At 55.4% G+C, this 26,032-nt stretch carries 28 protein-coding genes and 1 pseudogene; 16 read left to right on the forward strand and 13 right to left on the reverse strand.

Annotated elements, in window-relative coordinates:
* Window positions 1-73 precede the first annotated feature (73 nt).
* The 6 genes from CJD38_RS10195 to CJD38_RS10220 all read left to right on the forward strand — a co-directional run bounded on the left by CJD38_RS10195 (window position 74) and on the right by CJD38_RS10220 (window position 4,823).
* Window positions 74-1,252, forward strand: coding sequence for a phosphoglycerate kinase (locus tag CJD38_RS10195; protein WP_107940219.1), 1,179 nt, complete (start codon window positions 74-76; stop codon window positions 1,250-1,252).
* A 93-nt stretch (window positions 1,253-1,345) separates the two neighbouring features.
* Window positions 1,346-1,948, forward strand: a complete 603-nt coding sequence (locus CJD38_RS10200) for a LemA family protein (RefSeq protein WP_107940220.1) — start codon at window positions 1,346-1,348, stop codon at window positions 1,946-1,948.
* A 12-nt stretch (window positions 1,949-1,960) separates the two neighbouring features.
* Window positions 1,961-2,821: a TPM domain-containing protein gene (locus tag CJD38_RS10205; protein WP_107940221.1), complete on the forward strand. Its 861-nt coding sequence runs from the start codon at window positions 1,961-1,963 to the stop codon at window positions 2,819-2,821.
* A gap of 1 nt (window position 2,822) precedes the next feature.
* A complete protein-coding gene (locus tag CJD38_RS10210) occupies window positions 2,823-3,323 on the forward strand; it encodes a TPM domain-containing protein (protein WP_107940222.1) in 501 nt (166 codons plus the stop codon).
* 195 nt (window positions 3,324-3,518) lie between these two features.
* A complete protein-coding gene (locus CJD38_RS10215) occupies window positions 3,519-4,358 on the forward strand; it encodes an AAA family ATPase (protein WP_206362943.1) in 840 nt (279 codons plus the stop codon).
* 51 nt (window positions 4,359-4,409) lie between these two features.
* Window positions 4,410-4,823 carry a hypothetical protein gene (locus CJD38_RS10220; protein ID WP_107940223.1) on the forward strand — a complete coding sequence of 138 codons (414 nt, stop codon included), beginning with the start codon at window positions 4,410-4,412 and terminating at the stop codon, window positions 4,821-4,823.
* Window positions 4,824-4,890: 67 nt separating this feature from the next.
* Here the strand turns inward: CJD38_RS10220 and purD are convergent, their stop codons facing one another.
* The 6 genes from purD to coaBC form a co-directional block, all read right to left on the reverse strand.
* On the reverse strand, window positions 4,891-6,186 hold the full coding sequence (purD, locus tag CJD38_RS10225; protein WP_107940369.1) for a phosphoribosylamine--glycine ligase: 1,296 nt from the start codon (window positions 6,184-6,186) through the stop codon (window positions 4,891-4,893).
* 200 nt (window positions 6,187-6,386) lie between these two features.
* A complete protein-coding gene (locus CJD38_RS10230; RefSeq protein ID WP_161554209.1) occupies window positions 6,387-7,013 on the reverse strand; it encodes an outer membrane lipoprotein in 627 nt (208 codons plus the stop codon).
* Between the two features lie 68 nt (window positions 7,014-7,081).
* A complete protein-coding gene (locus tag CJD38_RS10235) occupies window positions 7,082-7,735 on the reverse strand; it encodes a DUF6989 domain-containing protein (protein ID WP_107940225.1) in 654 nt (217 codons plus the stop codon).
* A gap of 3 nt (window positions 7,736-7,738) precedes the next feature.
* A complete protein-coding gene (argB, locus tag CJD38_RS10240; protein ID WP_107940226.1) occupies window positions 7,739-8,602 on the reverse strand; it encodes an acetylglutamate kinase in 864 nt (287 codons plus the stop codon).
* Between the two features lie 10 nt (window positions 8,603-8,612).
* A complete protein-coding gene (dut, locus tag CJD38_RS10245; protein ID WP_107940227.1) occupies window positions 8,613-9,056 on the reverse strand; it encodes a dUTP diphosphatase in 444 nt (147 codons plus the stop codon).
* Between the two features lie 117 nt (window positions 9,057-9,173).
* The gene (gene coaBC, locus CJD38_RS10250) at window positions 9,174-10,391 is read right to left on the reverse strand and encodes a bifunctional phosphopantothenoylcysteine decarboxylase/phosphopantothenate--cysteine ligase CoaBC (RefSeq protein WP_107940228.1); all 1,218 of its coding nucleotides are present in this window, start codon (window positions 10,389-10,391) and stop codon (window positions 9,174-9,176) included.
* A 57-nt stretch (window positions 10,392-10,448) separates the two neighbouring features.
* Between coaBC and radC the strand changes: the two genes are divergently transcribed.
* Complete coding sequence (gene radC / locus CJD38_RS10255; RefSeq protein WP_107940229.1) at window positions 10,449-11,123, forward strand: RadC family protein; 675 nt, start codon at window positions 10,449-10,451, stop codon at window positions 11,121-11,123.
* On the opposite strand, the gene CJD38_RS10260 is transcribed toward radC, so the two are convergent.
* Together CJD38_RS10260 and CJD38_RS10265 are read right to left on the reverse strand one after the other, a co-directional pair.
* Complete coding sequence (locus tag CJD38_RS10260) at window positions 11,120-11,713, reverse strand: TetR/AcrR family transcriptional regulator (protein ID WP_107940230.1); 594 nt, start codon at window positions 11,711-11,713, stop codon at window positions 11,120-11,122. The two genes, radC and CJD38_RS10260, sit on opposite strands and share 4 nt — an antisense overlap.
* An 8-nt stretch (window positions 11,714-11,721) precedes the next feature.
* Entirely contained in the window at window positions 11,722-12,303 is a 582-nt protein-coding gene (locus tag CJD38_RS10265; protein ID WP_107940231.1) for a hypothetical protein, read from the reverse strand.
* Window positions 12,304-12,473: 170 nt separating this feature from the next.
* Here CJD38_RS10265 and rpmB point away from each other — a divergent pair, with 170 nt between their 5' ends.
* The 7 genes from rpmB to CJD38_RS10300 all read left to right on the forward strand — a co-directional run bounded on the left by rpmB (window position 12,474) and on the right by CJD38_RS10300 (window position 17,808).
* A complete protein-coding gene (rpmB, locus tag CJD38_RS10270) occupies window positions 12,474-12,710 on the forward strand; it encodes a 50S ribosomal protein L28 (protein ID WP_107940232.1) in 237 nt (78 codons plus the stop codon).
* Between the two features lie 3 nt (window positions 12,711-12,713).
* A complete protein-coding gene (gene rpmG, locus CJD38_RS10275; RefSeq protein ID WP_107940233.1) occupies window positions 12,714-12,887 on the forward strand; it encodes a 50S ribosomal protein L33 in 174 nt (57 codons plus the stop codon).
* 225 nt (window positions 12,888-13,112) lie between these two features.
* Window positions 13,113-14,576 (forward strand): magnesium transporter, encoded by a 1,464-nt coding sequence (mgtE, locus tag CJD38_RS10280; protein WP_107940234.1) that lies wholly within the window; start codon window positions 13,113-13,115, stop codon window positions 14,574-14,576.
* 47 nt (window positions 14,577-14,623) lie between these two features.
* Window positions 14,624-15,238: a methylthioribulose 1-phosphate dehydratase gene (locus tag CJD38_RS10285; RefSeq protein WP_107940235.1), complete on the forward strand. Its 615-nt coding sequence runs from the start codon at window positions 14,624-14,626 to the stop codon at window positions 15,236-15,238.
* Entirely contained in the window at window positions 15,235-15,786 is a 552-nt protein-coding gene (locus tag CJD38_RS10290) for a 1,2-dihydroxy-3-keto-5-methylthiopentene dioxygenase (protein WP_107940236.1), read from the forward strand. The genes CJD38_RS10285 and CJD38_RS10290 overlap by 4 nt, the downstream gene beginning before the upstream one ends.
* A complete protein-coding gene (gene mtnC / locus CJD38_RS10295; RefSeq protein ID WP_107940237.1) occupies window positions 15,783-16,463 on the forward strand; it encodes an acireductone synthase in 681 nt (226 codons plus the stop codon). The genes CJD38_RS10290 and mtnC overlap by 4 nt, the downstream gene beginning before the upstream one ends.
* Window positions 16,464-16,545: 82 nt before the next feature.
* On the forward strand, window positions 16,546-17,808 hold the full coding sequence (locus tag CJD38_RS10300) for a serine hydrolase domain-containing protein (protein ID WP_107940238.1): 1,263 nt from the start codon (window positions 16,546-16,548) through the stop codon (window positions 17,806-17,808).
* 15 nt (window positions 17,809-17,823) lie between these two features.
* On the opposite strand, the gene CJD38_RS10305 is transcribed toward CJD38_RS10300, so the two are convergent.
* From CJD38_RS10305 to CJD38_RS10315, 3 genes are all read right to left on the reverse strand, one after another.
* Window positions 17,824-18,393 carry a hypothetical protein gene (locus tag CJD38_RS10305; RefSeq protein WP_146165970.1) on the reverse strand — a complete coding sequence of 190 codons (570 nt, stop codon included), beginning with the start codon at window positions 18,391-18,393 and terminating at the stop codon, window positions 17,824-17,826.
* A gap of 149 nt (window positions 18,394-18,542) precedes the next feature.
* The gene (locus CJD38_RS10310; RefSeq protein ID WP_107940240.1) at window positions 18,543-19,721 is read right to left on the reverse strand and encodes an acyl-CoA dehydrogenase family protein; all 1,179 of its coding nucleotides are present in this window, start codon (window positions 19,719-19,721) and stop codon (window positions 18,543-18,545) included.
* Between the two features lie 136 nt (window positions 19,722-19,857).
* Entirely contained in the window at window positions 19,858-20,682 is an 825-nt protein-coding gene (locus CJD38_RS10315; protein WP_146165971.1) for a glutaminyl-peptide cyclotransferase, read from the reverse strand.
* A 146-nt stretch (window positions 20,683-20,828) separates the two neighbouring features.
* On the opposite strand from CJD38_RS10315, the gene CJD38_RS10320 reads away from it, so the two are divergent.
* Entirely contained in the window at window positions 20,829-21,011 is a 183-nt protein-coding gene (locus CJD38_RS10320) for a hypothetical protein (protein WP_170107365.1), read from the forward strand.
* Window positions 21,012-21,236: 225 nt separating this feature from the next.
* Window positions 21,237-22,103, forward strand: coding sequence for a YicC/YloC family endoribonuclease (locus CJD38_RS10325; RefSeq protein ID WP_107940242.1), 867 nt, complete (start codon window positions 21,237-21,239; stop codon window positions 22,101-22,103).
* Window positions 22,104-22,296: 193 nt separating this feature from the next.
* Here CJD38_RS10325 and CJD38_RS18980 read toward each other — a convergent pair.
* Both CJD38_RS18980 and CJD38_RS10330 read right to left on the reverse strand, forming a co-directional pair.
* Window positions 22,297-22,383, reverse strand: a pseudogene (locus tag CJD38_RS18980) (histone H1); the annotation flags it as partial.
* A 124-nt stretch (window positions 22,384-22,507) separates the two neighbouring features.
* The gene (locus tag CJD38_RS10330; protein WP_107940243.1) at window positions 22,508-25,960 is read right to left on the reverse strand and encodes a pyruvate carboxylase; all 3,453 of its coding nucleotides are present in this window, start codon (window positions 25,958-25,960) and stop codon (window positions 22,508-22,510) included.
* Window positions 25,961-26,032 lie beyond the last annotated feature (72 nt).

Genomic DNA, 26,032 nt, shown 5'->3' on the forward strand with positions numbered 1-26,032 from the left:
TCGCAGCAAAAATCTGGAAAGCCCCGTTGATTCGGGGCTTTTCACTTTCTGTAATTCGTAACGGATAAATGCAATGACTGTTTTACGCATGACTGATTTGGATCTCACTGGCAAACGCCTGCTGATCCGCCAAGACCTCAACGTGCCAATCAACAACGGCAAAATCACTTCGGATGCGCGTCTGCGTGCATCGTTGGCAACGCTGCAGCTCGCGCTGGAGCGCGGCGCTTCGGTGTTGGTGATCTCGCACCTTGGCCGCCCTAAGGCTGGCAAGTTCGACCCGGAAGCATCGCTGACTTTGGTTGCTGCATGGTTGTCAGAAAAGTTGGAGCGCACGGTTCCGCTCGTCACCAACTGGATCGACGGCATTGCGATGGAACCGGGCCAGATTGCACTTGGTGAAAACACGCGCTTTCTCAAAGGCGAGAAAGACAACGACGAAGCGCTGTCGAAGAAAATGGCTTCGCTCTGCGATATCTATGTGATGGATGCTTTCGGCACTGCGCATCGTGCAGAAGCTTCTACGCATGGCGTTGCCAAGTTTGCACCAGTTGCGTGCGCAGGCCCGCTGCTCGCTGCAGAACTCGATGCGCTCAGCACTGCGCTGGCTAATCCGAAGAAGCCATTGGCTGTGATCGTTGGTGGCAGCAAGGTTTCGACCAAGCTCGATCTGTTGGAAAATCTTGCCGACATCGCCGATCAGTTAATCATCGGCGGCGGTATCGCCAACACCTTCCTTGCTGCAATGGGCAAGCCAGTTGGCAAGTCGCTGCACGAAGCCGACATGCTTGATAAGGCGCGTAGCATTCTCGCCAAGATTCAGGCGCGTGGCGGTGATATTCCATTGCCGGAAGATGTCGTCGTTGCTTCCGAGTTCTCGGCAGAAGCGCATGCAGAAGTGCGTTCAGCTGATGAAGTCGAATCCGATGAAATGATCCTCGACATCGGCCCGAAGACGCGCAAGAAACTTGCAGCGTTGCTGAAGTCTTGCGGCACCATCGTCTGGAACGGCCCGGTCGGTGTGTTTGAGTACGACAGCTTTGCCGGTGGCACCAAGGCGATTGCCGAAGCGATTGCGTCTGCTGACGGTTACACGCTGGCTGGCGGTGGCGACACGCTCGCTGCGATCGACAAGTTCAAAGTTGCCGATCGTATCGATTACATCTCCACTGGCGGCGGCGCTTTCCTTGAGTTCCTGGAAGGTAAGAAGCTGCCTGCAGTCGAGATTCTGGAGCAGCGCGCTAAAGGTTAATTAGCCTTTTAGCCATTGAAAACGCTGAGGCCGTGCATACATAGTGTGCACGGCCTTATTTTTTGCTGACTTTAATTGCGCACGGAGTATGTGATGAAACGTTTACTGACCCTGATGGTGATGTCCAGCGTTCTGTTCCTCAGCGGTTGCGGCTACAACAGCCTGCAACAGCAAGACGAAGGTATTAAAGCTTCGTGGGCCGAAGTGCTCAACCAATATCAGCGCCGCGCTGATCTGGTGCCGAACCTCGTGAATACCGTGAAGGGTTACGCGCAGCAGGAAAAAGATGTGCTGCTCGGTGTAACCGAAGCGCGCGCCAAAGTTGGCAGCATCAACGTCACGCCAGATATGGTGAATGACGAAGCCAAGCTCAAGCAGTTTAGTCAGGCTCAAGGCGAACTCAGCGGCGCGCTGTCGCGCTTGTTGGTCGTCACCGAAAATTATCCGCAGCTCAAATCCGACACGCTGTTCCGTGATCTGCAGGCGCAGTTGGAAGGCACGGAAAATCGCATCACCGTTGCGCGCAATCGTTATATCGAAGAGATCAAGGTCTACAACACAACGGTGCGTTCGTTCCCAACCAATCTCACTGCCAAGATGTTTGGCATGGCGGTGAAACCGAACTTTACGGTTGAAAACGAGAAAGCGATTTCCGCTCCGCCGAAAGTTGATTTCGGCAACGCGCCAGCGAAGTAATCGGACGCTTTGATGTTCCGTCGCCTACTGGCGATCGTACTGTTGCCCCTGTGCGCAAGCGCATGGGGCGCAGACGGCGGCTTGGTACCCGTGCCTGCGTTGAAGGCACGTGTCACCGATCTCACGCAAACGCTGAGCGCCGCGCAAGCCAGTGCACTGGAACAAAAACTCGCAGCGTTTGAAGCGCAGAAGGGTAGTCAGATTGCTGTGCTGATTGTGCCGACGACGCAGCCGGAAGAACTTGAGCAGTACAGCATTCGCGTCGTTGATGCGTGGAAGCTGGGCCGCGCAAAAATTGATGATGGTGCGCTGTTGATTCTGGCCAAGAATGATCGTCGCATGCGCATCGAAGTTGGGCGTGGACTGGAAGGCGCAATGCCTGACGCCATCGCCAAACGCATCATTGCTGAAAGCATCGCACCACATTTTCGCCAAGGTGATTTTGCCGGCGGCATTAATGCGGGTGTTGATCAAATGATTGCCGTGGTGAGTGGCGAAGCATTGCCGCCACCCGCGCAGCGTGCGAACCGTCAGGGCGGCAATGGCGACAACAAACTCGGCGCGCTGCTGGTGCCGTTCTTCATCCTGTGGGGCTTGGGCCACATGCTCAAGCGCGCATTCGGCACATTCCCCGCGTCAGGTTTGGTGGGGGTTGGTACAGGCCTCGTCGCGATGCTGGTGATTGGTTCGCTAGGCTTTGCCGCACTGGCTGCGGTACTCGCCATGTTCGCTTCGTTGGTGATGTATAGCGGCGCTATTGGCGGCCTGCCGATGGGTTATGGCGGTGGTGGCGGAGGCGGTGGTTTCGGTGGTGGAGGTTTTGGCGGCGGTGGCGGCGGCTTTGGTGGTGGCGGCGCGTCGGGAGATTGGTGAGATGAATATCCGTCGATTCTTCAAGCACGCGAGCACGGGCCAATGGCTGGTTCGCCGATATTTCTCGCAAGCTTCGCTGCAAGCGATTGCGAAAGCGGTGAAAGACTGCGAGCAGCTGCATCCGGGCGAAATTCGCTTTGTGATTGAAGCGGCGCTATCGCCTACTGAAGCGGGCGCAGGCGTCACGCCACGTCAGCGCGCGGTCGAGGTTTTTGCGCAGCAACGTGTTTGGGATACCGAGCACAACAACGGCGTGCTGATTTATCTGCTGCTGGCCGATCACGCGATTGAGATCGTTGCCGATCGTTATGTGGCGCGCGGACGCGTGCCGCAGGCCGAGTGGGATGCAGCCTGTCGCGAACTGCAAAAGCATTTCAAGCTGAGCAACTATGAAGCGGGCGCGATTGCCTGTGTGCAGGCGGTGTCGGCGATTCTCGCCAAGCATCCGCCGGGCCCGCGCGATGTCGGCAATGAGATGCCGGATGCGCCGCTGTTGCTGTAATCGCTCTTACGCGTCGCATAGAAGCGTAGAAACCGTTAAATTGCGTCTCCCGCACTCGTTTTCGAAAAGCACGGGTTGTTTTTAAATATTTAATTAAGTTTTACTAAATAATATTTAAAAACAAAGTCGTCTACGCCGCAGCAACCATGCGCGTGATCGATTTTTCGAAATTGAATTGCTATCGAGGATGACACCGTGCGTTTTACTGGCACCGAAGATTACGTCGCAACAGATGATTTAACGATGGCGGTTAATGCCGCTGTGACTTTGCAGCGTCCGCTGCTGGTGAAGGGCGAGCCGGGCACCGGTAAGACGCGCCTCGCACAAGAAGTCGCGCGTGCGCTCGACATGCCGTATTTCGAATGGCATGTGAAATCGACCACCAAAGCGCAGCAGGGTCTCTACGAATACGACGCGGTATCGCGTCTGCGTGACTCGCAGCTGGGCGAAAGCAAGGTCAAGGACATCAGCAACTACATCGTCAAAGGCAAATTGTGGGAAGCCTTTGAAGCGGGCAAGCGTCCGCTGCTGCTGATTGACGAAATCGATAAGGCCGACATCGAATTCCCCAACGATTTGCTGCGCGAACTCGATCAGATGGAGTTCTACGTTTACGAGACGCGCCAGACGGTGAAGGCCTTGAATCGTCCGGTGATCATCATCACCTCGAACAACGAAAAAGAATTGCCGGATGCATTTTTGCGCCGTTGCTTCTTCCACTACATCCGTTTCCCCGATGCGCCGACGATGCAGAAAATCGTCGACGTGCATTTCCCTAAGCTGAAGCAAAATCTGCTGAAGGAAGCGATGGAAGTGTTCTTTGGCCTGCGCGAATTGCCAGGCCTGAAGAAAAAACCATCGACGTCGGAACTGCTCGATTGGCTCAAGCTATTGCTGGCTGAAGATATTGATCCAGCGGTCTTGCGTGAAGCCAGCACCAAGAAGAGCTTGCCACCGCTTTATGGTGCCTTGCTGAAGAACGAGCAAGATGTGCATTTGTTCGAGCGCATTGCCTTTATGGCGCGTCGTAACTAATTTCTACAAAGACGAATCGATCACTCAGAATCGAGTAAATAACCAATCAAGATGAGCACAGAAAAAGATCCATTTGAAGCCTTGCTGGAGCGTCAACTCCAAGGCATTCGTTCGACCCGCGCAGAACTAGAAAAGGAAGTCAGTCATCGTTCGGTTTATCTGGACGTTGAATGGAAGAAGGTCGTCGATTCTGTGCGTAATTTGCAGAATCGATTGCAGCGGCACCCGAAGGTGCAGCACTTCGTCATCAGTAAAGATGACACTGAAATCACGATCAAGATCATCGACAGCCACGCGCGTCGAAACTACAGCTACTTTATTTTGAGTCGCAATCATCCCGAGAAGAAATTCCCGGGCTTGGATGTGGTGTGGCTCAGTGAATTTGGTGAGGACGACCGCAACTTCCGTGAGCCTTCTGATGCGCTGGCGACATTGGTTCGCGCGATTGCGCCGAAGTTGGCTTGAGTAGATTCAAGAATCTTCAGAAATAAAAAAACCGGCCAAGGCCGGTTTTTTTATGAACGCGTGTCGATTAAGACTCGCGTTGTACGGCGCGATAACCAATGTCCGTCCGATGTTGTTCGCCTTTCCAGCTAATGCCTTGCATCGCTGCATAAGCGCCCGCTTGCGCAGCGCGCACCGTGTCGCCGCTGGCAACAACGCAGAGCACGCGGCCGCCGCTGGTGACCACGTTGCCATCCTGATCTGTGGTGCCTGCGTGAAAAACTTTTGCCTTGCCGAATTCGCCATCGAGGCCGCTGATTGCGTCGCCTTTGCGAATCGTGCCGGGATAACCTTCAGCTGCCATCACGACGCCGAGCGCAGGCTGTGGGTTCCAGCGTGGTGGGTTCGAGGGGAGCGTGCCATCAATCGCAGCTTCCAATAGATCCAGCAAATCGGAATCGAGGCGGAACATGATCGGCTGCGTTTCAGGATCGCCCATACGCGCATTGAATTCGATGACGAGCGGCGCGCCGTCTTTGCGAATCATCAAGCCAGCGTAGAGAAAACCCGTGAACGGCGTGCCTTCTGCGGCCATGCCTGCAAGCGTTGGTTCAATCACTTCGCGGCAAGCGCGTGCATGCACTGCTGCTGTGACCACAGGCGCAGGTGAGTACGCGCCCATGCCGCCGGTGTTCGGGCCCTGGTCGGCGTCGAAGATGCGTTTGTGATCTTGCGCGCTAGCGAGCGGCTGATATTGCGGTTGCTTGCCGGCTTTGCTGCCAGCGACAACGATAAAGCTGGCTTCTTCGCCATCGAGAAAATCTTCGATGACCACGCGCGCGCCCGCTTTGCCGAGCATCTCGCCCGAGAGCATGTCGCGGATGGCGTTTTCAGCTTCATCCAACTGCATTGCGACGACAACGCCTTTGCCTGCGGCGAGGCCATCAGCTTTGATGACGATCGGCGCGCCGCGCTCGCGGACATAGGCCAGTGCTGGGTCGATATCGGTGAACACGCGATATTGCGCCGTCGGAATGTTGTGACGAGCGAGAAAATCTTTGGTGAAGGCTTTGCTGGCTTCAAGCTGCGCAGCAGCGCGAGTCGGGCCAAACACGCGCAGACCGGCGGCGGTAAAAGCATCGACGAGGCCGGCGGCCAATGGGCCTTCTGGACCGACAACGGTGAAGCCGACTTGCTCGTTTTGGACCAAGGAGATCAGTCCGGGGATATTTTCTGCGGCGACGTTGACGTTGCGAACGCCTTTTTCGCGAGCGGTGCCGGCGTTGCCGGGAGCCACCAATACCTCTGAAACCCGTGGCGATTGCGCTAATTTCCAAGCCAGAGCGTGTTCACGCCCACCGCTACCGACTACCAATACTTTGATTTTCTTAGCCATCACTCAAGCGCGCCGCTTTTTGGGGGCGCTAGCGTAGCGGAAAATGGCTATCGATTGCTTGATTGGGGCATCTCTGCACAAACACCTCCGCTCCTGCGCATCCATGCGCCCGCGAAGGTACCGTACATCCTGTACATAAAAAACCCCGCGGCCTTGCGGTCGCGGGGTTTAGATACTGCGAGGCTAACTTAGCCGCGTGGCGAGATGGTGTCACCGTCAACGCGAACCTTGCTGCCGACCGTCAGAGTGCCTACATCCTTAACGGTGATGCTGCGGCTGCTGCCGTTGTCCAGCTTGATGTCGACCGTGTAGACGGTTTCAGCGCGGACAGCTTTTTCAGCCTGGTTACCAGCATAAGCACCAGCCAGCGCGCCGAGCACGGTGGCAACGTCCTTACCGCGGCCGCCACCAACCTGGTGACCTGCAACGCCACCAGCAGCTGCGCCGAGCACTGCGCCAGCGCCGCTGCCATCAGGCTTCACTTTCGAAGCGGTGATCGCGGTCACGGTGCCGCAAGCTGCGCAAATGGTTGCCTGAGGCTTAGACGAAGCAACGGTGTTGCGTTCTGCACGTGCAGCGCGCTTTTCAGCGGCGGCAGCATCCTTGCGAGCTTGTTCAGCGGCCTGCTGAGCATCTTCAGCAGCTTTCTGTGCATCAGCCAGCTTCTGCTGGGTGTCGGCAGCCTGCTGGGCAGCAGCGGCTTCAACAGCAGCGGCTTGTGCAGCAGCGTCAGCGGCGGCGGTGTCTTGTCCCTTCTGGCAAGCGGTGAGGGCGACGCCAAGCATTAAAACCAGTGCGAGGTTGCGAATCTTCATGTCAAAACTCCTAATAGGTATAAGAAACTGTTTTCCCCGGATGTCGCTTGCTCTCCGGGCTGCCATTGTTATAGCAGCGAGCGGGTAAGCAAAAGACCAATGAATAACGCACCGGTGTAGAGCAAGTTAACACTGAGGGCGCTGAACACCTGCTGAATGATGCCGCTGCCGCGAGTGTTGCGATAGGCATGCAGAGTGGCCAAGCCCAGAATTACTTCTGGAATCAACACATAGATGGCCACGCCAGCGATCGTGCGAACGTTCTGTGGCTGCCAAAGCTGCAAGGGTTGCGCAGCCCATTCCCAGAATGCGAACAATACGAGCGACAACACCCCCATCGTTATATAGCGCGAGCGTGTGCTGTCGCTGATGAGGGTGACGGGGAATAACAGCATGATCCAGAGGCCCATGAAATAGGCCGGCACAGCGCCGCCAATGCGCCAAATGCCGTGATCAGGGAAATGCAGCACGCCAGCAATTTGCACCAGTGCCCAATCGGGCAGCACTTGTCCGCAAGACAGCGGCAGTAGAAACATCCAGAGCTTGAGCCATTCGTTATGGCCACGGGCAAGCGCATAAAGCGGCAGCACGACGTTGTAGCCGATGGTGAGCGCCAGCAGACCTTTGCCCAGCATCTCGCCATGTGCAAAGTACAGCACCGGCGTCGATACGACGAAGAACAGAACGTGAAACCACAGTGCTTCGCGTATCGATACTTTCATGCTTTAACCCCGAATCAGTGTGCCGATACCTGCATCGGTGAACAGCTCCAACAACACGGAGTGATCAACGCGACCATCAATGATGTGCGCAGATTTCACGCCGCTGTTCACGGCATCCAGCGCGTAACGCACTTTGGGAACCATGCCGCCGTAAATGGTGCCGTCGCTGATCAAGCCTTCTACTTGTGGCACGGTAAGGCCGGTCAGAATTTTGTTGTCCTTATCGAGCACGCCTGGCGCGTTGGTGAGAAAAATCACTTTCTCGGCTTGTAGCACGGCTGCGATTTTGCCTGCAGCAACGTCGGCATTGATGTTGAACGCTTCGCCGTTTTCACCAGCGCCAACCGGTGCGATGACGGGAATAAATCCGCCAGCTTCTAGATGCGTGATCACGCGAGGATCAATTTTTTCGATCTCGCCGACCTGACCAATATCTTTGCCACCGACCAGCATTTTCTTGGCGCGAATCAAGCCGCCGTCTTTGCCGGTGAGACCCACAGCGCGACCGCCTTGCTGATTCAGCGCAGCAACCACGGCTTTATTGACGAGACCGCCGAGCATCATCTCGACGACGTCCATCGTCTCTTCATCAGTGACGCGCATACCTTCAATGAACTCGCTTTTCTTGCCGAGTTTTTCGAGATGCGCACCAATCTGCGGGCCGCCGCCGTGGACGACGACTGGATTCATGCCGACCAGTTTCATCAGCGCGATATCGCGCGCAAACGACGCAATCATGCTGTCGTCTTTCATCGCGTTGCCGCCGTACTTCACGACAATGGTTTTGCCCGCGAAGCGGCGGATATACGGCAGCGCCTCGGTGAGAACTTGGGCGATGTTCTGTGCGTTGGAATGATCAATCGGCATGACGATACCTTCAGCTCTTACCAGTGCTGCCAAAGCCGCCCGTGCCGCGAGCGGTGGCATGAAATTCGTTAACGGTTTCAAACTCGGCGCGAATCACTGGAATAAACATCAACTGCGCGATGCGTTCGCCGGGGTTAATGGTGAACGCGGTTTGGCCGCGGTTCCAGCAGCTCACCATCAGCTCGCCTTGGTAATCGGCGTCGATCAAGCCAACCAGATTGCCAAGCACGATGCCGTTTTTGTGGCCGAGGCCTGAGCGCGGCAGGATCACCGCAGCGATGTGTGGATTGCCGATGTAAATCGACAGGCCGGTTTTGAGCAGCGTGGTCTGGCCGGGTTCGAGCACTTGCGGCGCATCGGCAATCACACGCAGATCAAGGCCTGCGGAGCCGTCAGTGGCGTAGGCCGGCGCTTGCGCGCGGGGGTCGAGAACTTTGAGTTGAATCTTGTGCATTTTGATAGGCCCGCGTTGGCGAGCATCCCCTGATAATTGTTATTAAAGCTAAACTAATAAAAAATTGTTAATCAATTATTAACATTCTAGGTTGGCTGTGTTTCAGCCATCTGAGCGTTAGATGCCGACTTTGCTGCGATATCGCGAGGCAATCACCTGCGCCAGTTCACGCGCCAGTGCGGTCTTGCTGGCAGGCGCGAGTTCCTGATCGCCGCCGGGCCAGAACAGATGTAGTGCATTGTCTTCGCGATCAAACGCGCGGCCGTTGCCGACCAGATTGGCTGCAATCAAATCTAGCTTCTTGTTCTGCAATTTGCCTTGCGCATGTTCGGCGAGCTTTTCGGTTTCAGCCGCAAAACCCACCATAAACAGCACCGGATATTTTTCGCGAACGGCTTTGAGTACGTCGGTAGTGCGCTCCAAAGGCAGCGACATCTCGGCGTCTTTCTTCTTGATCTTCTGCATCTCGGCTTGCGCCGGGCGATAGTCAGCAACCGCAGCCGTGCCGACAAAAATATCTGATTGAGCGGCTGCGGTGAGCGAGGCCTGCAACATGTCTTGCGCAGTTTCGATGTCCACGCGCTGCACGCCGGGTGGCGTTGCCAACGCAGTGGGGCCGGAGACCAGCGTGACACTCGCGCCCAGCGCGCTCAGCGCCTGCGCAACCGCATAGCCTTGCTTGCCGGACGAACGATTGGTGATCACGCGCACCGGATCAATCGGCTCGCGCGTAGGGCCTGCGGTGACGACGGCGCGCACGCCTGCGAGCGGGCCTTGCTCAAACATATGCGCAACCGCGGTGCGAATTTCGGTGGGTTCCAACATGCGGCCATCGCCCACTTCGCCGCAGGCTTGCGAGCCTGCACCGGGACCAAAGATATGCACGCCGCGCTGACGCAGCGTTGCGACATTGGCTTGCGTGGCGGCGTTGCTCCACATCAGGCGATTCATCGCTGGTGCAATCGCGAGCGGGCGATCCGTCGCGAGGCACAGCGTGGTCAGTAAATCACTCGCGCTGCCTTGCGCAATCTGCGCAATGAAGTTGGCGCTGGCAGGTGCAATCACGATCACGTCGGCCCAGCGAGCGAGCTCGATGTGGCCCATCGCGGCTTCGTGTGCAGCATCAAACAATGCGCTGCGCACTTCGCGGCCTGAGAGCGCCTGAAAGGTGAGCGGCGCGACGAATTCAGTCGCGCCCGCAGTCATGACGACCTGCACGTCGGCGCCGACTTCTTTGAAGCGGCGCGTGAGATCGGCAGCCTTATAGGCCGCGATGCCGCCGGTGACGCCGAGCAAAATGCGGCGTCCGGCCAGAGTTGTGAGCGAAGTCTGCATTTGGGCATTTTAGCCTGATTAAGCTCCGCCAAGACGCAAAGTATTGAGAACGCAGAGATGGCGATTACAGATTGGCCTGAAGACGAACGTCCACGAGAAAAATTACTGGCGCGTGGTGCGGCCGCTTTGTCTGATGCCGAACTGCTCGCCATCTTTCTGCGAACCGGCGTGCCCGGCAAAAGCGCGGTGGATATGGCGCGGGATTTGTTGAGTAACTTTGGCAGCCTGCGCGCGCTACTGAAGGCGTCGAAAGCGGACTTTTGTGCGGAGAAGGGTTTGGGTCCGGCGAAATACGCGCAGCTACAAGCGGTGCTGGAAATGGCGCGTCGCCATTTGGCTGAAGAATTGCCCGAGCGCGATGCTTTGAGCGATCCGCGTGCGGCGCGCGACTATCTCAAATCACGCTTGCGGGATCTTCCGCATGAGGTCTTTGCGATTCTGTTTCTGGATACGCGACATCGTGTGATTGCCTTCGAAGAGCTCGCGCGTGGAAGTCTTGATGGCGCGGCGGTTTATCCACGCGAAGTATTGAAAGCCGCGTTAAAGCACAACGCGGCGGCGGTGATCCTTGCTCATAACCATCCGTCTGGTGTGGTTGAGCCAAGCGCGGCAGATCGTGTACTGACGGCCAAGTTGCAGGCCGCACTGTCGGCAGTAGACATCCGCGTACTCGACCATCTGGTGATCGGCGAAGGCGCGTCGGCTTCATTTGCCGAGCGCGGTTGGATTTAGCTCTTTTTAGCGACGCCGGCTTTCACTTGGTGCGTGTAGAAGCGTGCGATGTCCCAGATTGCCTCGCGGACATAAGCCAGCGCTTCGCCCTTGGGTTGCTCAAGGCGCGCAGCTTCTTGGATGGAGGCCAGATAGAGCCGTGCTGCAGCGAGTGGATAAGGCCAGCCGAGTGCATGGAATTCCGTCGAGATCACCAAGGCAAAAGAGTGATTCTGGCGCCGCAGGCCTTCAGCCAATTGCGGTTGTTCGCGGCGCGCCTGTAACAGCCAGACGCGCAGGCCGCGGCGCTGCAAGGAGTGATCGAGATAAACCTTGGTCGCGGTGCGCACGCGCTCGAGTCCCGGCGGCAAATGCGCGGTGGCGTCGATCACGTGGTCGCGCAGTTCATCAAGGATGAATTGCTGAACGGCGATCAGCAGATGGGTGAAATCGACAAATTGCGTTTGTAGTTGCGAGACGGGCACCTTGGCGGCCTTGGCGACGCGCGCAAGTGTGGCGTCGTTATAGGGCACGGCATCCGCGATCTGAATAACGGTTTTGAAGATCTTCTGCTTGGTGACGGCAGTCATTTGTTTCTGTTTCGTAGGCATGGCTGTTCTCACGGGCCTACAAAATAAGCGTCTAGGGTTAATCGGTATTCAGGCAGCGCGCGGCGTGCCTCAAATTCTGCGTTGGCAATCTCGAACAACATCGCCATGCCCAAACGGCCCAGACCTTCGTAATTCGGAACGCCCGCCATTTTGAGTTGCAGGGTGCCGAGCATCACCATGCTGTTAATGCGCTCGCGCGTGACTTCTTGGCAAGCGGGGTCTGCGCGCATGGCCAGCGAGATTTCCGGCAGGGCCGGGCGGCGCAGGATGGCGTCCAGATAGGCCGTAATCGCTTTGCGGACCAAATCGCGGCTTGGAGCCTTGCGGCCAATGGCCTGCAAAGTCTCTGCGCGGACCTGATCGCTGAGTCTGCGCAAAATGCTGGCCAAAAAGAGCGGAAGCTCTGGAAAAACCTTATTGAATTGCGGCGTTTTGAGGCCCGCTTCTGCCGCGACAACGCGAGCGCTCAGCTGGATAGAGGGCAGGCCATCGGCCAACAAGCGCAAACCAGCTGCAACTAAGGCCTCACGAGGCTCTAACGTAGCGATTTTCGCAGGACTTTTACGCGTGGGGGCTTTTTTAACGGGCATTCTTCCTTGAACGACACGTATAATAGGTGAGCGGTTAAGTTACATTTTGCACGGTATTCCCCCTCCCGCCCAGTTACGCGGCGCTTGCTTCAGTTGCTTCAAAACTGGTATAAAGCGCGCCCTTAAGCGCCAGCCATCGGGCTGGTTTGCCTGTTTTTGAGGTTTCAATCATGTCTAAAGTCTGTCAGGTCACCGGCAAACGTCCAATCGTCGGCAATACGGTTTCGCACGCGAATAACCGTCGCCGTCGCCGTTTTGAACCGAATCTTCATAAGCACCGTTTCTGGCTCGAGCCAGAGAAGCGCTTTGTATCCCTGCGCGTTTCTGCCAACGGCATGCGCATCATCGACAAGAAGGGCGTTGAAGCCGTAGTGGCTGAAATCCGCGCCCGCGGCGAGAAGGTGTAAGCCATGGCATCTAAAAAGAAAGACCGCGAGAAGATCAAGCTGGTGTCGACTGCAGGCACGGGCTACTTCTACACCACGACCAAAAATCGTAAGAACACCCCGGACAAATTCGAATTCAACAAATTCGATCCGGTTGTACGCAAGCATGTTGCGTTCAAGGAAGCCAAGATCAAGTAAGGCTTTGGCGCAAGCCAACTCAATGCTATGACAAACCCGCCGCTCGCCGCGGCGGTTTTGTTTTGAGAGGGAAGGTCCTAGAGACTTTCACTAAAGAGCCCGCACACAGCGGGCTTTTTGTTTTTATATGCAGGATGCGTGGTACATCGTGGGCGCATGGAAGCGCGGGAACGATGCAATGTCACATCCGCAGCCTAGAATGACCGCAATCTTAGGGCCGAGAAGATGACGGAAACCAGCGCTAACCAGAACAGCGAAGGCCGGGTGCATCACCGGCATCTCGAGCAGTCGCGTGAGCAGATCATTGAACTGCTGTCGCGGCAGGCGCTTGAGCGCGAGTTGGTTTCTCGTACCGATATCCAGAATCAGGATGTCGCTTCGCAGTTGCTGGATCGTCAGCACCATGCGCAGTTGGCGCAACGTCTCGCCAGCTTCCATCCTGCTGACATTGCCTTTGTTCTAGAAAGTCTCGCGCCTGAAGCGCGCGAAATGGCTTGGCATTTGGTTTCGGCCGAACAACGCGGCGCGGTGTTGTTGGAAATTTCTGATGCTGTATTGCCGACGCTGGTCGGCGATATGCGCCCTGATGAAATCGTCGCCGCGATTCGTGATCTCGGCCCAGACGAAATCGCCGATCTTGTCGCCGAACTGCCGGATGACGTTGCGCCAACGGTGCTCGCCGGTCTTGATCGCGCCGAACAATTTGAAGTGCGCTCGGCACTGTCATTTCCCGAAGGCAGCGTCGGCGCGATGATGGATCTGCACTACGTCAGCGTGCGCGAAGACGCGACGCTGGAAGCGGTGCAGCGTTTGCTGCGTCGACTCAAGCACGATCTGCCTGAAGAAAATACCGATATTTTTGTTGTCGATCGTAGCAATGAGCTGCGCGGCAAGTTGTCGTTGGAGCAGTTGGTGCTCAACGAACCGGAGCAATCCGTTAACGAAGTAATGACGCGCGCGCCGACGTTCTTCTTTACCGATGACCCGATCAAAGACGCAGTGGCTGCGTTTGAGAAATACGATCTGTTGTCTGCGCCCGTAGTGAATTTGCACCAGCAGGTGGTCGGACGTATCACTGTTGACGCGGTGCTCGATGAAATCAACGAGCGTGCGCAAAGCGAGAGTTTGCGTCAGGCCGGTTTGTCGAAAGAAGAAGATCTCTACGGCCCTGTTTTGCAGAGCAGCCGCAACCGTTGGCCGTGGTTGGGGCTCAACTTGCTGACCTCGTTTGGCGCATCGCGTGTAATCGGTGTATTCGATAACGTCATCGTGCAGTTCACTGTTCTGGCAACGCTGATTCCAATCATTGCTTCGCTGGGCGGCAACACCGGCACGCAGACAATGAGTCTGGTGACGCGCGCGATGGCTTTGGATCAGCTGCGCTCTTCGCAGTTGCGACAAACGTTTATCAAAGAATTTTTGGTCGCCTTGCTCAACGGCAGCTTGTGGGGCGCTGCGCTCGCTCTGATGACATACGCGATGTATGGCAAATGGGAGATCGCGTTGGTGATCTACGGCGCGATGATTCTGCAGTTGTTGCTGGCAGCGATGGTGGGTGTAGCCATCCCTGTTGTGCTCAGACGCATCGGCAGAGATCCCGTCATGGGCTCTAGCGTTTTGCTGACCGCGACGACCGACGCAATGGGCTTCTTTATATTCCTGGGCCTTGCAGCCATATTCCTATTGTAAGCAGTGCGTTGCTCAGCGCAGTTGCTTGCCGTAGATTGCCGTCCGATATGAACGATAACGCTAAACAAATTGCGCTCCACACGCAGGCCATGATTGAGGCCGGACGTATGTTCCACAGCCGTGGCTGGGTGCCTGCCACGGGCGGAAACTTTTCCGTCAAGCTTTCGTCGGATCAAGTGTTGATCACGGCATCGGGCTGGCACAAAGGCGAGTTAGCGGCAGATGGTTTTTTAGTGGCAGGGCTCGACGGCAAACCGTTGGACGCTACACGCAAAGCGTCTTACGAAACCTTGTTGCACATGCAGCTTTATCAACACGATTCAAAGATTGGTGCTGCGCTACATACGCATTCAATTGCCAATACTGTGTTGTCACGTCGACATTCAAAAATACGTTTGGCCGGTTATGAATTGTTGAAGCTGTTGCCGGGCATTAACACGCATGATGCAGAAGTCAGCGTGCCAGTTTTTGCAAACGATCAAGACATCGCACGCCTCGCCGCACATGTTGATGAACACATGAAGCAGCACCCCGAAACGCCCGCGTATCTGATTGCTGGACACGGCCTCTATGCATGGGGCGCAAATGTGGCACAGGCACGACACCGAGTAGAAGCGCTCGAATTCATGTTCGAGTGCGAGTTATGGAGCGAAAAGAAATGACGACGTTGACGATTTATGCCAACAACAATGGCAAACAGCCCCTTCAGACTTTGACTGCGTTCGACGATATCCGCGATGCGCTGGCTGGCATTGGCGTTGAGTTCGAGCGTTGGGAAGCCAATCAACCTTTGAGCGAAAAAGCAGAGCAGGAAGAAGTCATCGCTGCGTATCGCGAACCGATTGATCGCCTCAATAAAAAGTATGGCTTCCAGTCGATCGACGTCGTCAGCATGTATCCGGATCATCCGCAGCGAGAAGTCGCGCGCGGCAAGTTTCTGGCGGAACACACGCACGCAGATTTCGAGATTCGCTTCTTCGTTGATGGTGCGGGCATGTTCTACATCCACAGCGGCGGCAAGGTTTACGCCACGCTCTGCACCAAGGGCGATCTGATCAATCTGCCAGCCAATCTCACGCATTGGTTTGATATGGGGCCGCAGCCTAATTTCAAAGCGATTCGTTTGTTCACCACGCCAGAAGGCTGGGTCGGAAATTTCACCGGCAATGACATTGCAGATAGTTTTCCGCGCTTCGAGGCGGCAGCGTGATCAAAGTAATTCTCACCGATATTGAGGGCACGACTTCCTCCATCGATTTCGTGCATCAAACGCTGTTCCCTTACGCAAAAGCGCATATGCGCAGTTTTTTGCGTGAGAACGCTGACAGCGAAGAATTGCAGCAGCAGTTGTTTGAGATTGAGCGCATCGAACAAGACGCGCTGTCGTTAGACGCGGCCGCTGATGTGCTGGAACGCTGGATCGCAGAAGATCGCAAGGTCACGCCGCTCAAAGCTTTGCAGGGCATGATCTGGCGTCAGGGTTATGAAGCAGGCGAGCTCAAAGGCCACGTCTACGCAGACACGCCGGAATATCTGCGCCAGTGGCATGCGCAGGGACTCAAGCTCTATGTCTATTCGTCTGGCTCAGTCGAAGCGCAGAAGCTAATTTTTGGGTACACCGCTTACGGCGATCTGACGAAATTGTTCTCTGGTTATTTTGATACGCGCGTTGGCGGTAAGCGTGACGTGGCGTCGTATCAGGCGATCGTGAAACAGATCGGCGTTCCGGCGTCAGAGGTTCTGTTTCTGTCGGACGTTGGTGAAGAGCTCGACGCTGCACGCGCAGCGGGCATGGCGACTGTGCAGCTGATTCGCGACGCCAAGGCTGTATCGTTCCCAGCCCACGCACAGGCGAGTGATTTCTCGAAGATCGTAGTGCCTGCTTAATTGCAATCCGTGCAAATGCACGGGTTGACCTGCGTAGTGCCGCCGCACAGACTGCGTGCACTAAATTTATCGCAGTATTCCCATGATCAATCTCAAGTGGTTTCAGTTTCTCAAGGTAAAAGTTCCTGCGCGTCTGGGCGGTGTGATAGACGTCAATGAAGCCACCGAGCGGCCGGCCGAAGATGGCGATCTTTCGCAGAAAGACGTCAATGAGATTTGGAAAGCAGTCGAAGATCTTTATCGTAGCGGTGCTTATCCCGGCGTAAGTTTCTGTCTGCGCCGTCGCGGCGTTGTATTGCTGGATCGCTCCCTTGGACATGCCAGCGGCAATGGTCCGCTTGAATCGGTCCGCGCAGAAAAGCATCTGCTGAAAACCGACACGCCAATTTGTTTGTTCTCCGCATCGAAAGCGGTCACTGCGATTCTCACGCACATGCTGGCTGAAGACGGCAAGATTGATTTGGATGCGCCGGTGGCGCGTTATCTGCCGGAGTTTGGCGTTGCAGGAAAAGGCAGCACGACGGTTTCGCAAGTGCTGTCACATCGCGGCGGATTCCCCACGCTTGATCTGCCTGTCGGCGATCTTGATCCCGCGTTGTTGCTCGATTGGGATCGCATGATCAAAATGATTTGTGATGCGCCGCCCACACCTGGTCGCGCCAATCGCATGTCGTATCACGCGATCACCGGCGGGTTTATTTTGGCCGAGATTATTCAGCGCGTAACCGGTGAGTCGGTGAAGAAATTCCTCGATGAGCGCCTGCGCAAGCCATTGGGCATGAAGTATTTCCAATACGGCCTTGAGCCGCAGTATCGCGATCACGCGGCGCTGAACTACGCGGCGGGAACGCCGGTGCGTTATCCGATCTCGAAAATTCTTGAGCGCGCGCTGATGGCGCCGATCGACAAGGTGATCGAAGTTTCTAACTCTGACGTGTTTATGGACGCGGTGATTCCTGCGGGCAATATCTATGCAACAGCAGAAGAGCTCTCACGCTTCTATCAAATGCTGCTGGATGGCGGCACATGGAATGGGCAGCAGGTGATGAAGCCAGAGACTGTGCAGCGCGCAGTGCGTCCTGCTAGCGGCCTTTCGTTTGATCGCACGCTGAACATTCCAATGATTTACAGCGAAGGCATGATGCTCGGCGCAACGCCCGTCGGCATTTATGGCCCGATGACGGCCGGTGCGTATGGGCATCTCGGCTTTATGAATATCTTGGGCTGGGCCGATCCCACGCGTGATATTTCGGTGGGCTTGCTGGTCACTGGCAAAGCGGTGCTCGGCTCGCACCTGATTCCCTTCGTCAAATTGATGACGACGCTAGGTTTGCGCTGCCGTTAAAGCGTGGCCTGATCGCTACGCTGCTTGCTCGCGCGCTTGATGGTGCGAGACCTTCTGCCAAGTCTCACCGGTAGCTAACTGATCTTCAGCGCTGTGCTGCGCGTAGAAGTGGATCCCTTGTGTCAGCAGAAAGACGACCTGCTGCTCTGAGAGATCCGGTCTGATTAAGCGGATGCCGCGCGCGGCGCGGAAAATAAATTCTGAGCGCCAGTGAGCTGTCGGCAGTCGCGTGCTCACCGGGGCAATGATCGCGTGATGCCCATTTTGCAGCGCGAGCGTCACGATGCCAGCGCGCAATACGCTGGAGCGCATTTCACTGCAATGCAGATCATCGAAGTGGTAGATGCAGCTGATGATTCGCGGCTGTTCTTGGAGCAGCGCATCCAGAACCTTGCCTGCATGCTTGACCGAATCAATATGCGGAATGCTGTTGCGGAGATTGACCGCAAGAATGTTAGCGGCGGTCAGCACGTCTGAATCGAGTACATCGTCATGAGTGATCAGCATGATTTCGCTGATGTCTGACTGCATCCCTGAATCGTCAGTTTTTATCATTATCATTCCCCCGATGTTGCTGGCCTGCACTTAGCACCAGCGACCTCCATGTAGGAATTAGCTTACATGATGTAAGCGGCAGAAGAACAGTGCTGAGCCGTGAGCCGCAAAATAAAAGCGCCCCTGTGAGCCCGGAATTTTTCCGATTTCACAGGGGCGCTGCGGTCTAGAGTGTTCTTTTAAGAAGCTTTTTTGGCTTCGTGCTTGCGCTTGCTAGGCAGGATGCCCATCAGCTTGCTGATGATGCCGAGCATGATTTCGTCAGCGCCACCGCCAATCGAGATCAAGCGCGTGTCGCGGTAAGCGCGGGAGATGTTGTTATCCCACATATAGCCCTGACCGCCCCAGAACTGCAGGAGTGAATCGGTGACTTCACGACCCACGCGGCCCGCTTTGAGTTTGCACATTGAAGCCAACATGCTGGCATCGCGACCGGCCACATATTCTTCAGTCGTCTGATAGACCAGTGCCTTCAATGCTTCGACTTCAGTTTTGAGTTCTGCAAGGCGGAAGTGCACGTATTGATTGTCGAGCAATGACTGACCAAAGGCCTGGCGCTGACGCGTGTACTCAATCGTTTCATTGATCAGATTGGTCAGGCCATCGATGCCGCTGGCGGCGCCGAACAAGCGCTCTTCTTGGAACTGCATCATCTGATACATGAAGCCCATGCCTTCGGTGCCAATCAAATTGCGCTGCGGCACACGCACTTCATCGAGGAAAATCATTGCGGTGTCTGAGCCGCGCATGCCGAGTTTGTCGAGCTTGGTTTTGCGATCAATGCCCTTGGCATCCATCGGCACCACGATCAGTGATTTGTTTGCGTGGACTTTGCCTTCGCTGGTGTTGACCAGCATGCAAGCCCAATCAGACTGCGTGCCGTTGGTGATCCACATCTTCGAGCCATTGATGACGTAGTCGCCGCCTTCTTTGCGTGCGGTGGTTTTGAGGCTCGCAACATCGGAGCCTGCGCCGGCTTCTGAAACAGCAATCGACACCACCATGTCACCAGCGATGGCAGGTGCGAGATATTCTTTTTTAAGTTCGTCAGAACCAAAGCGTGCAAGTGCTGGCGTTGCCATGTCGGTTTGCACGCCGATGCCCATCGGAATGCCGCCGCAGGTGCAGTTGCCGAGTGCTTGTGCGAAGACCACTTCATAGGAGTAGTCGAGACCCATGCCGCCATAAGCTTCTGGTTTGCTGATGCCGAGCAAACCGAGGTTGCCCATTTTCTTCAGCACTTCATGTGCGGGCCAGATGCCTTCTTTTTCCCATTCGGCGACGTGAGGGTTGAGCTCATCTTCAACGAACTTTTTAACCGTGCGGTACAGCTCCTTATGCTCATGGGTAAGAATCATTACTAAACTCCAAGAAATAAAATGCTTGGACTGTTTATACGGGGCGTAATGATCTAGGTCAAATGATGGCTACACCACGCAGACGTAAAGGTAATGACTGTTACTTTGAGGCCATAATTTATGACTGTAGCGCCACTTAATGACGGCGCTGGGGCGGGTCAATTTTGATTTCAAAAAGTGCCGGCCAGCGTTTGCCGGTGACATAAAAATGGCCTGTCCGAGTGTCATAGGCGATGCCATTGAGAACGTTGTCGAGCTCGTTCCACTTTGCTGGTTTCTTGAATAGCGTTTGCAGGCGCGATAGATCCAGCCAGTTCACAACGCGACCATCTGCGGGATCAATCACCGCGATCTTGTCGGTGAGCCAGACGTTGGCGTAAATAAATCCATTGGCTTCCTCGAGCTCATTGAGTCGCATGATCTCTTTGTCGCCATCACGCACCGTGATTTGTCTCAGGAAGTGATAGTCGCTTCCGTCAATAAATCGCAGGATCGGCGAGCCATCGCTCATCACTAATTCCTGATCGTTATTGAAGCTCGCAAGGCCCCAGCCCTCGGTGTTGTAGTTCAAAGTGCCGAGTGGATTAAAGGCGAGGTCATAAACAAATGCAGTGTTTTCGCGCCACGTCAGTTGCACGATTCGGTCGTGGGCAACCGCTAGGCCTTCGGCAAAAAACTGCGGTTCAATCGTGCGCGAACGGAGTGTTTTTCCAGTTTTGAGATCTTTTTCATAAAGGGCCGATTCGCCGTATTCGCCTGCACTTTCCAGCAATTTCCCTTTGTAAAAAACCAAGCCTTCGGTGTAGTGCGCAGAATCGTGTGGCAAGGTCTGGATGACCTTGAAACCCAATAACGGCGCGGGCTTAGGTGCATCGTCGGTTTTCGCTTGAGCGGAAATTCCGAATGAAATCAGCGCTACAAAAAGCGCATTTCGCAGCATTTGTTTTTTTAGATTGAACACGGTGTTTATATCCAATAATGCCAAAGATGTTGATTTTCTCACTTTTATAAGCAAATATTCACACCCATGGAAATACAGCGACGTCGTGTTTCCATCGGAGCGGAAATATTTTCCGCACTTCGATTGAACATTGGAGGGCTGTCAACATGGTTGCTAAGAAGAAAGCCGCTGCAAAGAAGAAACCCGCTGCTAAGAAGGCTGTTGCCAAAAAGGCAGTTGCCAAGAAGAAGCCTACTGCGAAGGCCACGGTGAAGAAGGTTGTCGCCAAAGCTAAGAAAGCAGTTAAAAAGCTGGTCAGCAAAGCTAAATCCGCAGCCAAAAAGAAGTAAGCGGATTACTGATTCTGGAACGGGCGGCCACTGCCGCCTGACTCCAAAGAATCTCGCCGTACGCAGTTTAGCGTCGGCATACCAGACGGCTACCGGTTTAACGACCGCGTAGCCGTTCTGCATTAAGCGGCCCTTGGCTGTTTCAACACTCATATAGAGAGCATGGCACTCCTGCGGTTTTCGCTGGCGGCTTACAATGCGCGCCTATCAACACGGGAAGTATTCATGATTCGCAGCATGACGGGCTATGCCCGCGCCGAGACACAAGCACCCTGGGGCCGGATCAGCTGGGAGCTGCGTTCAGTCAATCATCGCTATCTTGATCTGCAGCTCAAGATGCCCGAAGAGTTTCGCGCGCTCGAAAGCGAGTTGCGTGTGCAGGCTGGCGCAAAAATGTCGCGCGGCAAGGTCGAAGCCGGACTACGTTACACCCGCGAAGGCGTCAATGCGGATGCCTTGGAACTCAATCTTGATCGTCTGCGTGGCCTCAAAGAAGCCATGGATCAGGTCACTTTTGAATTGGGCGCGACCACCACGCCGGATGCTTTGCGTGTTCTCGGGTTTCCCGGAATCGTGCGCCAAGAGCTGGCTGACTTCACGCCGCTGTTGGCCGAGGCCAAAAAACTATTTGAAGCTGCTCTGGAAGATTTCTCTCAAACCCGCGGCCGCGAAGGCGAGCGTTTGGGCCAATTCTTAATCGAACGCTGCGTTGCGTTGGAAGGCTTGGTCAAGAAAGTGCGCGAGCGTTATCCGCTGGTCCGCGATCAGTGGGTCGAAAAGCTCAAAGCCCGCTGTGCCGATCTCGGTGTTGATGTTGAACCGCAGCGTTTGGCGCAAGAAGTTGCCATGGCGTCTCAGCGTCTCGATATTGAAGAAGAGATGTCGCGCTTGATCAGCCATATCGCTGAAGTGCGCCAAACTTTGGCTCGCGGCGAGTCGGTTGGTCGTCGTTTGGACTTCCTGATGCAGGAACTCAATCGCGAAGCCAACACCATGTCGTCCAAATCTCAGGATGCTGAGATGACCCGTTGTGGCGTGGAAATGAAGGTCATCATCGAGCAAATGAGAGAGCAGGTTCAGAACATCGAATAAGCTATTTCCCTAGGGAAATTCCTCGCTCCTGCGCATCCTGCGCCCGCGAGGTACCGTACATCCTGTACATAAAAAAGGCCTGAGGAAATCCTCAGGCCTTTTAATTTTGAAGCGCTACTTATTTCTTCTTGGCAGCTTTCTTAGCAGCTTTCTTCTTTACAACTTTCTTAGCAGCAGCTTTCTTAGCTGGAGCCTTCTTCGCAACTTTCTTCACGGCTTTTTTCTTAGCAGCGGCCTTCTTTGCAGGGGCCTTCTTCGCAGCTTTCTTCTTAGCAACCATTTTCGAACTCCCATTGTGATGGAGATTTGAATCTACTCCATGTTTAACAAAGAATTCAAATCGTCAAGATTTGGCGCTTCAAAATTTTCTAAAAATTATTCCGTTCAGATGTGTTGTTCAGTGTTCATACCGGTTCAATGATGACGAGCAAATCTTTAGCAGCAATGGTGACGCCGGCGACGACAAGAATATCTTTGATGATGCCTTCGCGCGGTGCCGCAACAATTGTTTCCATCTTCATTGCTTCGATTGCAACGAGCGGTTCACCCTTTGCAACGCGACTTCCTTTTTGCGCGGCGATGCGAACCACCATGCCCGGCATCGGCGCGCCGATATGTGCAGGATTTCCCTCATCTGCCTTCGCACGAGCGGCTTTTGCGCCTGCTGCTCCTGCTAATGGAATGCGCACCATGCGCGGCTGTCCATTGAGTTCATAGAACAGTTTTGCGATGCCTTCTTCTTCAACATCGCTGCTGCCTTGCAGTCGAATCACGAGCGTTTTTCCGCGCTCAATATCAACACTGATTTCTTCGCGCTCGCGTAAGCCATAGAAGAATGCAGGTGTCGGCAGCGCGCTCAGTTCGCCATAAGTTTTGCGATGTTCAACGAAGTCGCGGAACACTTTTGGATACATCAAATGCGATGCGAGGTCGGTATCTGAAAGTTTCTCGCCAAGCGCTTTTTGCGCATCATTGCGCGTCTTTTCGAGATCAACCGGCGGCAAGCTGGCGCCGGGTCGGCCGACCAGTGGTGGCTTTCCTTTCAGAATTTTCTGCTGCAACTGAGCAGGAAAACCTTCCGGTGGAAAGCCGAGTTCGCCGCGCATGAGTGAGACCACGGACTCTGGAAAATCGACCGAAGTCTCTGGGCTCAACACTTGTTCAGGTGTGAGGTTGTTGCCAACCATGAACAGCGCCATGTCGCCGACCACTTTCGAAGTTGGCGTTACTTTGACGATGTCACCGAAGAGTTTATTGACATCGGCATAGGCCTTAGACACTTCTGGCCAACGCTGCTCTAAGCCGAGTGAACGTGCCTGCTCACGCAGGTTGGTGTACTGACCGCCTGGCATTTCATGGCGATAGACATCGGCGGTGCCGGAGCGGATATCCGCTTCGAACGGTGCGTAATAGCGACGCACGCCTTCCCAATAGTTCGACAACTGTTGCAGTGCATCAAAGTCGATGCGTGGATCACGATCGCTGCCCGACAAGCTGGCTGCGATAGCGCCGAGATTCGGCTGTGAAGTGAGACCCGACATGCTGTCGAGTGCGCCATCTACGGCATCGCAACCCGCTTCAATCGCTGCCAACACGCTCGCGGCGCTGATGCCGCTGGTGTCATGCGTGTGGAAGTGAATCGGCAGGCCGGTTTCTTCTTTAAGTACACGTACCAGCTCACGCGCAGCGCGTGGACGGCAGATGCCGGCCATGTCTTTGATGCCCAAGATGTGCGCGCCGGATTTCTCCAGTGCCTTGGCCATCTTCACGTAGTACTGCAGGTTGTATTTGGGGCGTGCGCCGTCGAACAGATCGCCGGTGTAGCAGATCGCGGCTTCGCAGACTGCGCCGGATTCAATCACTGCATCCATCGCCACGCGCATATTGTCGACGCTGTTCAGCGAGTCGAACACGCGGAAGATATCGATGCCGTTCTTGGCCGCCTGTTGCACGAAGTAGCGGACGACGTTGTCGGCATAGTTGGTGTAACCAACAGCATTGGCCGAGCGCAGCAGCATCTGGAACGGAATGTTCGGAATGGCCGCACGCAGCGTGCTCAGACGCTCCCATGGATCTTCCTTGAGGAAGCGCATGGCGACGTCAAACGTCGCGCCGCCCCAACATTCAACGGAGAACAACTGCGGGGCCAGACGCGCGTAATAAGGCGCAATCGCTGCCATATCGGCGCTGCGCATGCGGGTGGCGAACAGCGACTGATGCGCGTCGCGCATCGTCGTATCTGTCAGCAGTACTTTCTTCTCAGCCTTCATCCATTGCGCAAAGCCTGCTGGGCCACGTTCAATCAGCTCATCACGCATGCCGCGCGGTGGTGGCAGGGCAAGGCTGATCGGTGGCAAAGGCGGTGCAACAAAGGCGGTGTCGGGAATCTTGCGGCCCTTCATCTCCGGATTGCCGTTGACGATGACCTCGCCAATAAAGCGCAGTAGCTTGGTGGCGCGATCGCGACGCGGTGTGAAGCGGAACAGCTCCGGCGTGTTGTCGATGAATTTGGTGATGCAGGTGCCAGCGCGGAATTCTTCGTGACCGATAACGTTTTCGAGGAACTGCAGATTGGTCGAAACGCCACGGATACGGAATTCGCGCAGTGCGCGATCCATGCGATTCACGGCTTCGTCTGCGGTTGGTGCCCAAGCGGTGAGCTTGACCAGCATCGAGTCGTAGAACGGCGTAACGATAGCGCCGCCGTAAGCGGTGCCACCATCAAGACGAATGCCAAAGCCAGCTGGGCTGCGATAGGCGGTGAGGCGACCGTGATCCGGCGTAAATCCATTCTCTGGATCTTCCGTCGTCACGCGACATTGCAGCGCGTGGCCGTCGAGTCGCACTTGATCTTGGGTTGGCAGGCCACCTTCACCGAGCTTCAAGCCTTCGGTGACGCGGATCTGTGCTTTAACGATATCCACACCGGTGACTTCTTCAGTCACCGTGTGTTCCACCTGAATGCGTGGGTTTACTTCGATGAAGTAGAACTCGCCAGTGTCGGCGTCCATCAGGAATTCGACGGTGCCTGCATGGGAGTAGCCGACCTGCTTGCACAGACGCAGCGCTGAATCGCAGAGCATCTGGCGACGTGCTTCGTCGAGATAAGGCGCAGGTGCGCGCTCAACGACTTTCTGGTTGCGGCGCTGCACCGAGCAATCGCGCTCGAACAGGTGCATCAAGTTGCCGTGCGTATCAGCCAATACCTGCACTTCAACATGGCGCGCGCGGCGAACCAGTTTTTCAACATAGACCTCGTCGTTGCCGAAAGCGGATTTGGCTTCGCTGCGTGCCGATGCCATCTGTGGACCGAGTTCAGCTTCATTCTCAATCACGCGCATGCCACGACCGCCGCCGCCCCAGCTGGCTTTCATCATCACCGGGTAACCGACCTTGGCGACGATGGGTTTGCAGGCTTCTACATCCTGAGGAAGTGCGCCAGATGCCGGCAGCACCGGCACTTTCGCGGCGATGGCCGCGGTCCGCGCTGCGACCTTGTCACCGAGCGTGCGCAAAACTGTGGAGTTCGGGCCGATAAAGCGAATGCCAGCTTCAGCGCAGGCATCGGCGAGATTGGGGTTTTCTGAGAGGAAACCGTAACCCGGGTGAATTGCATCGACATTCGCTGCTTTGGCAACGCGAATGATGTCGGCGATATCCAAATAAGCCGCAATTGGCTTCTGACCGTTGCCGACCTTGTAGCTTTCGTCAGCCTTAAAGCGGTGCAGCGCAAAACGATCTTCGTAGGCGTAGATCGAAACCGTGCGGATATCCATCTCGGCAGCGGCACGCATGATGCGGATCGAGATTTCGCCACGATTGGCTACGAGAATTTTTTCTATTTTTTTTGACGACATGCCGAGCTCCACCCGTTGAACGCTTTACCGCTGCAGCAAGAAGGGTGCCGACTCAGGCGAGTCGGCACCTAT

The organism is Stenotrophobium rhamnosiphilum (genome assembly GCF_003052265.1).
GTDB lineage: Bacteria > Pseudomonadota > Gammaproteobacteria > Nevskiales > Nevskiaceae > Stenotrophobium > Stenotrophobium rhamnosiphilum.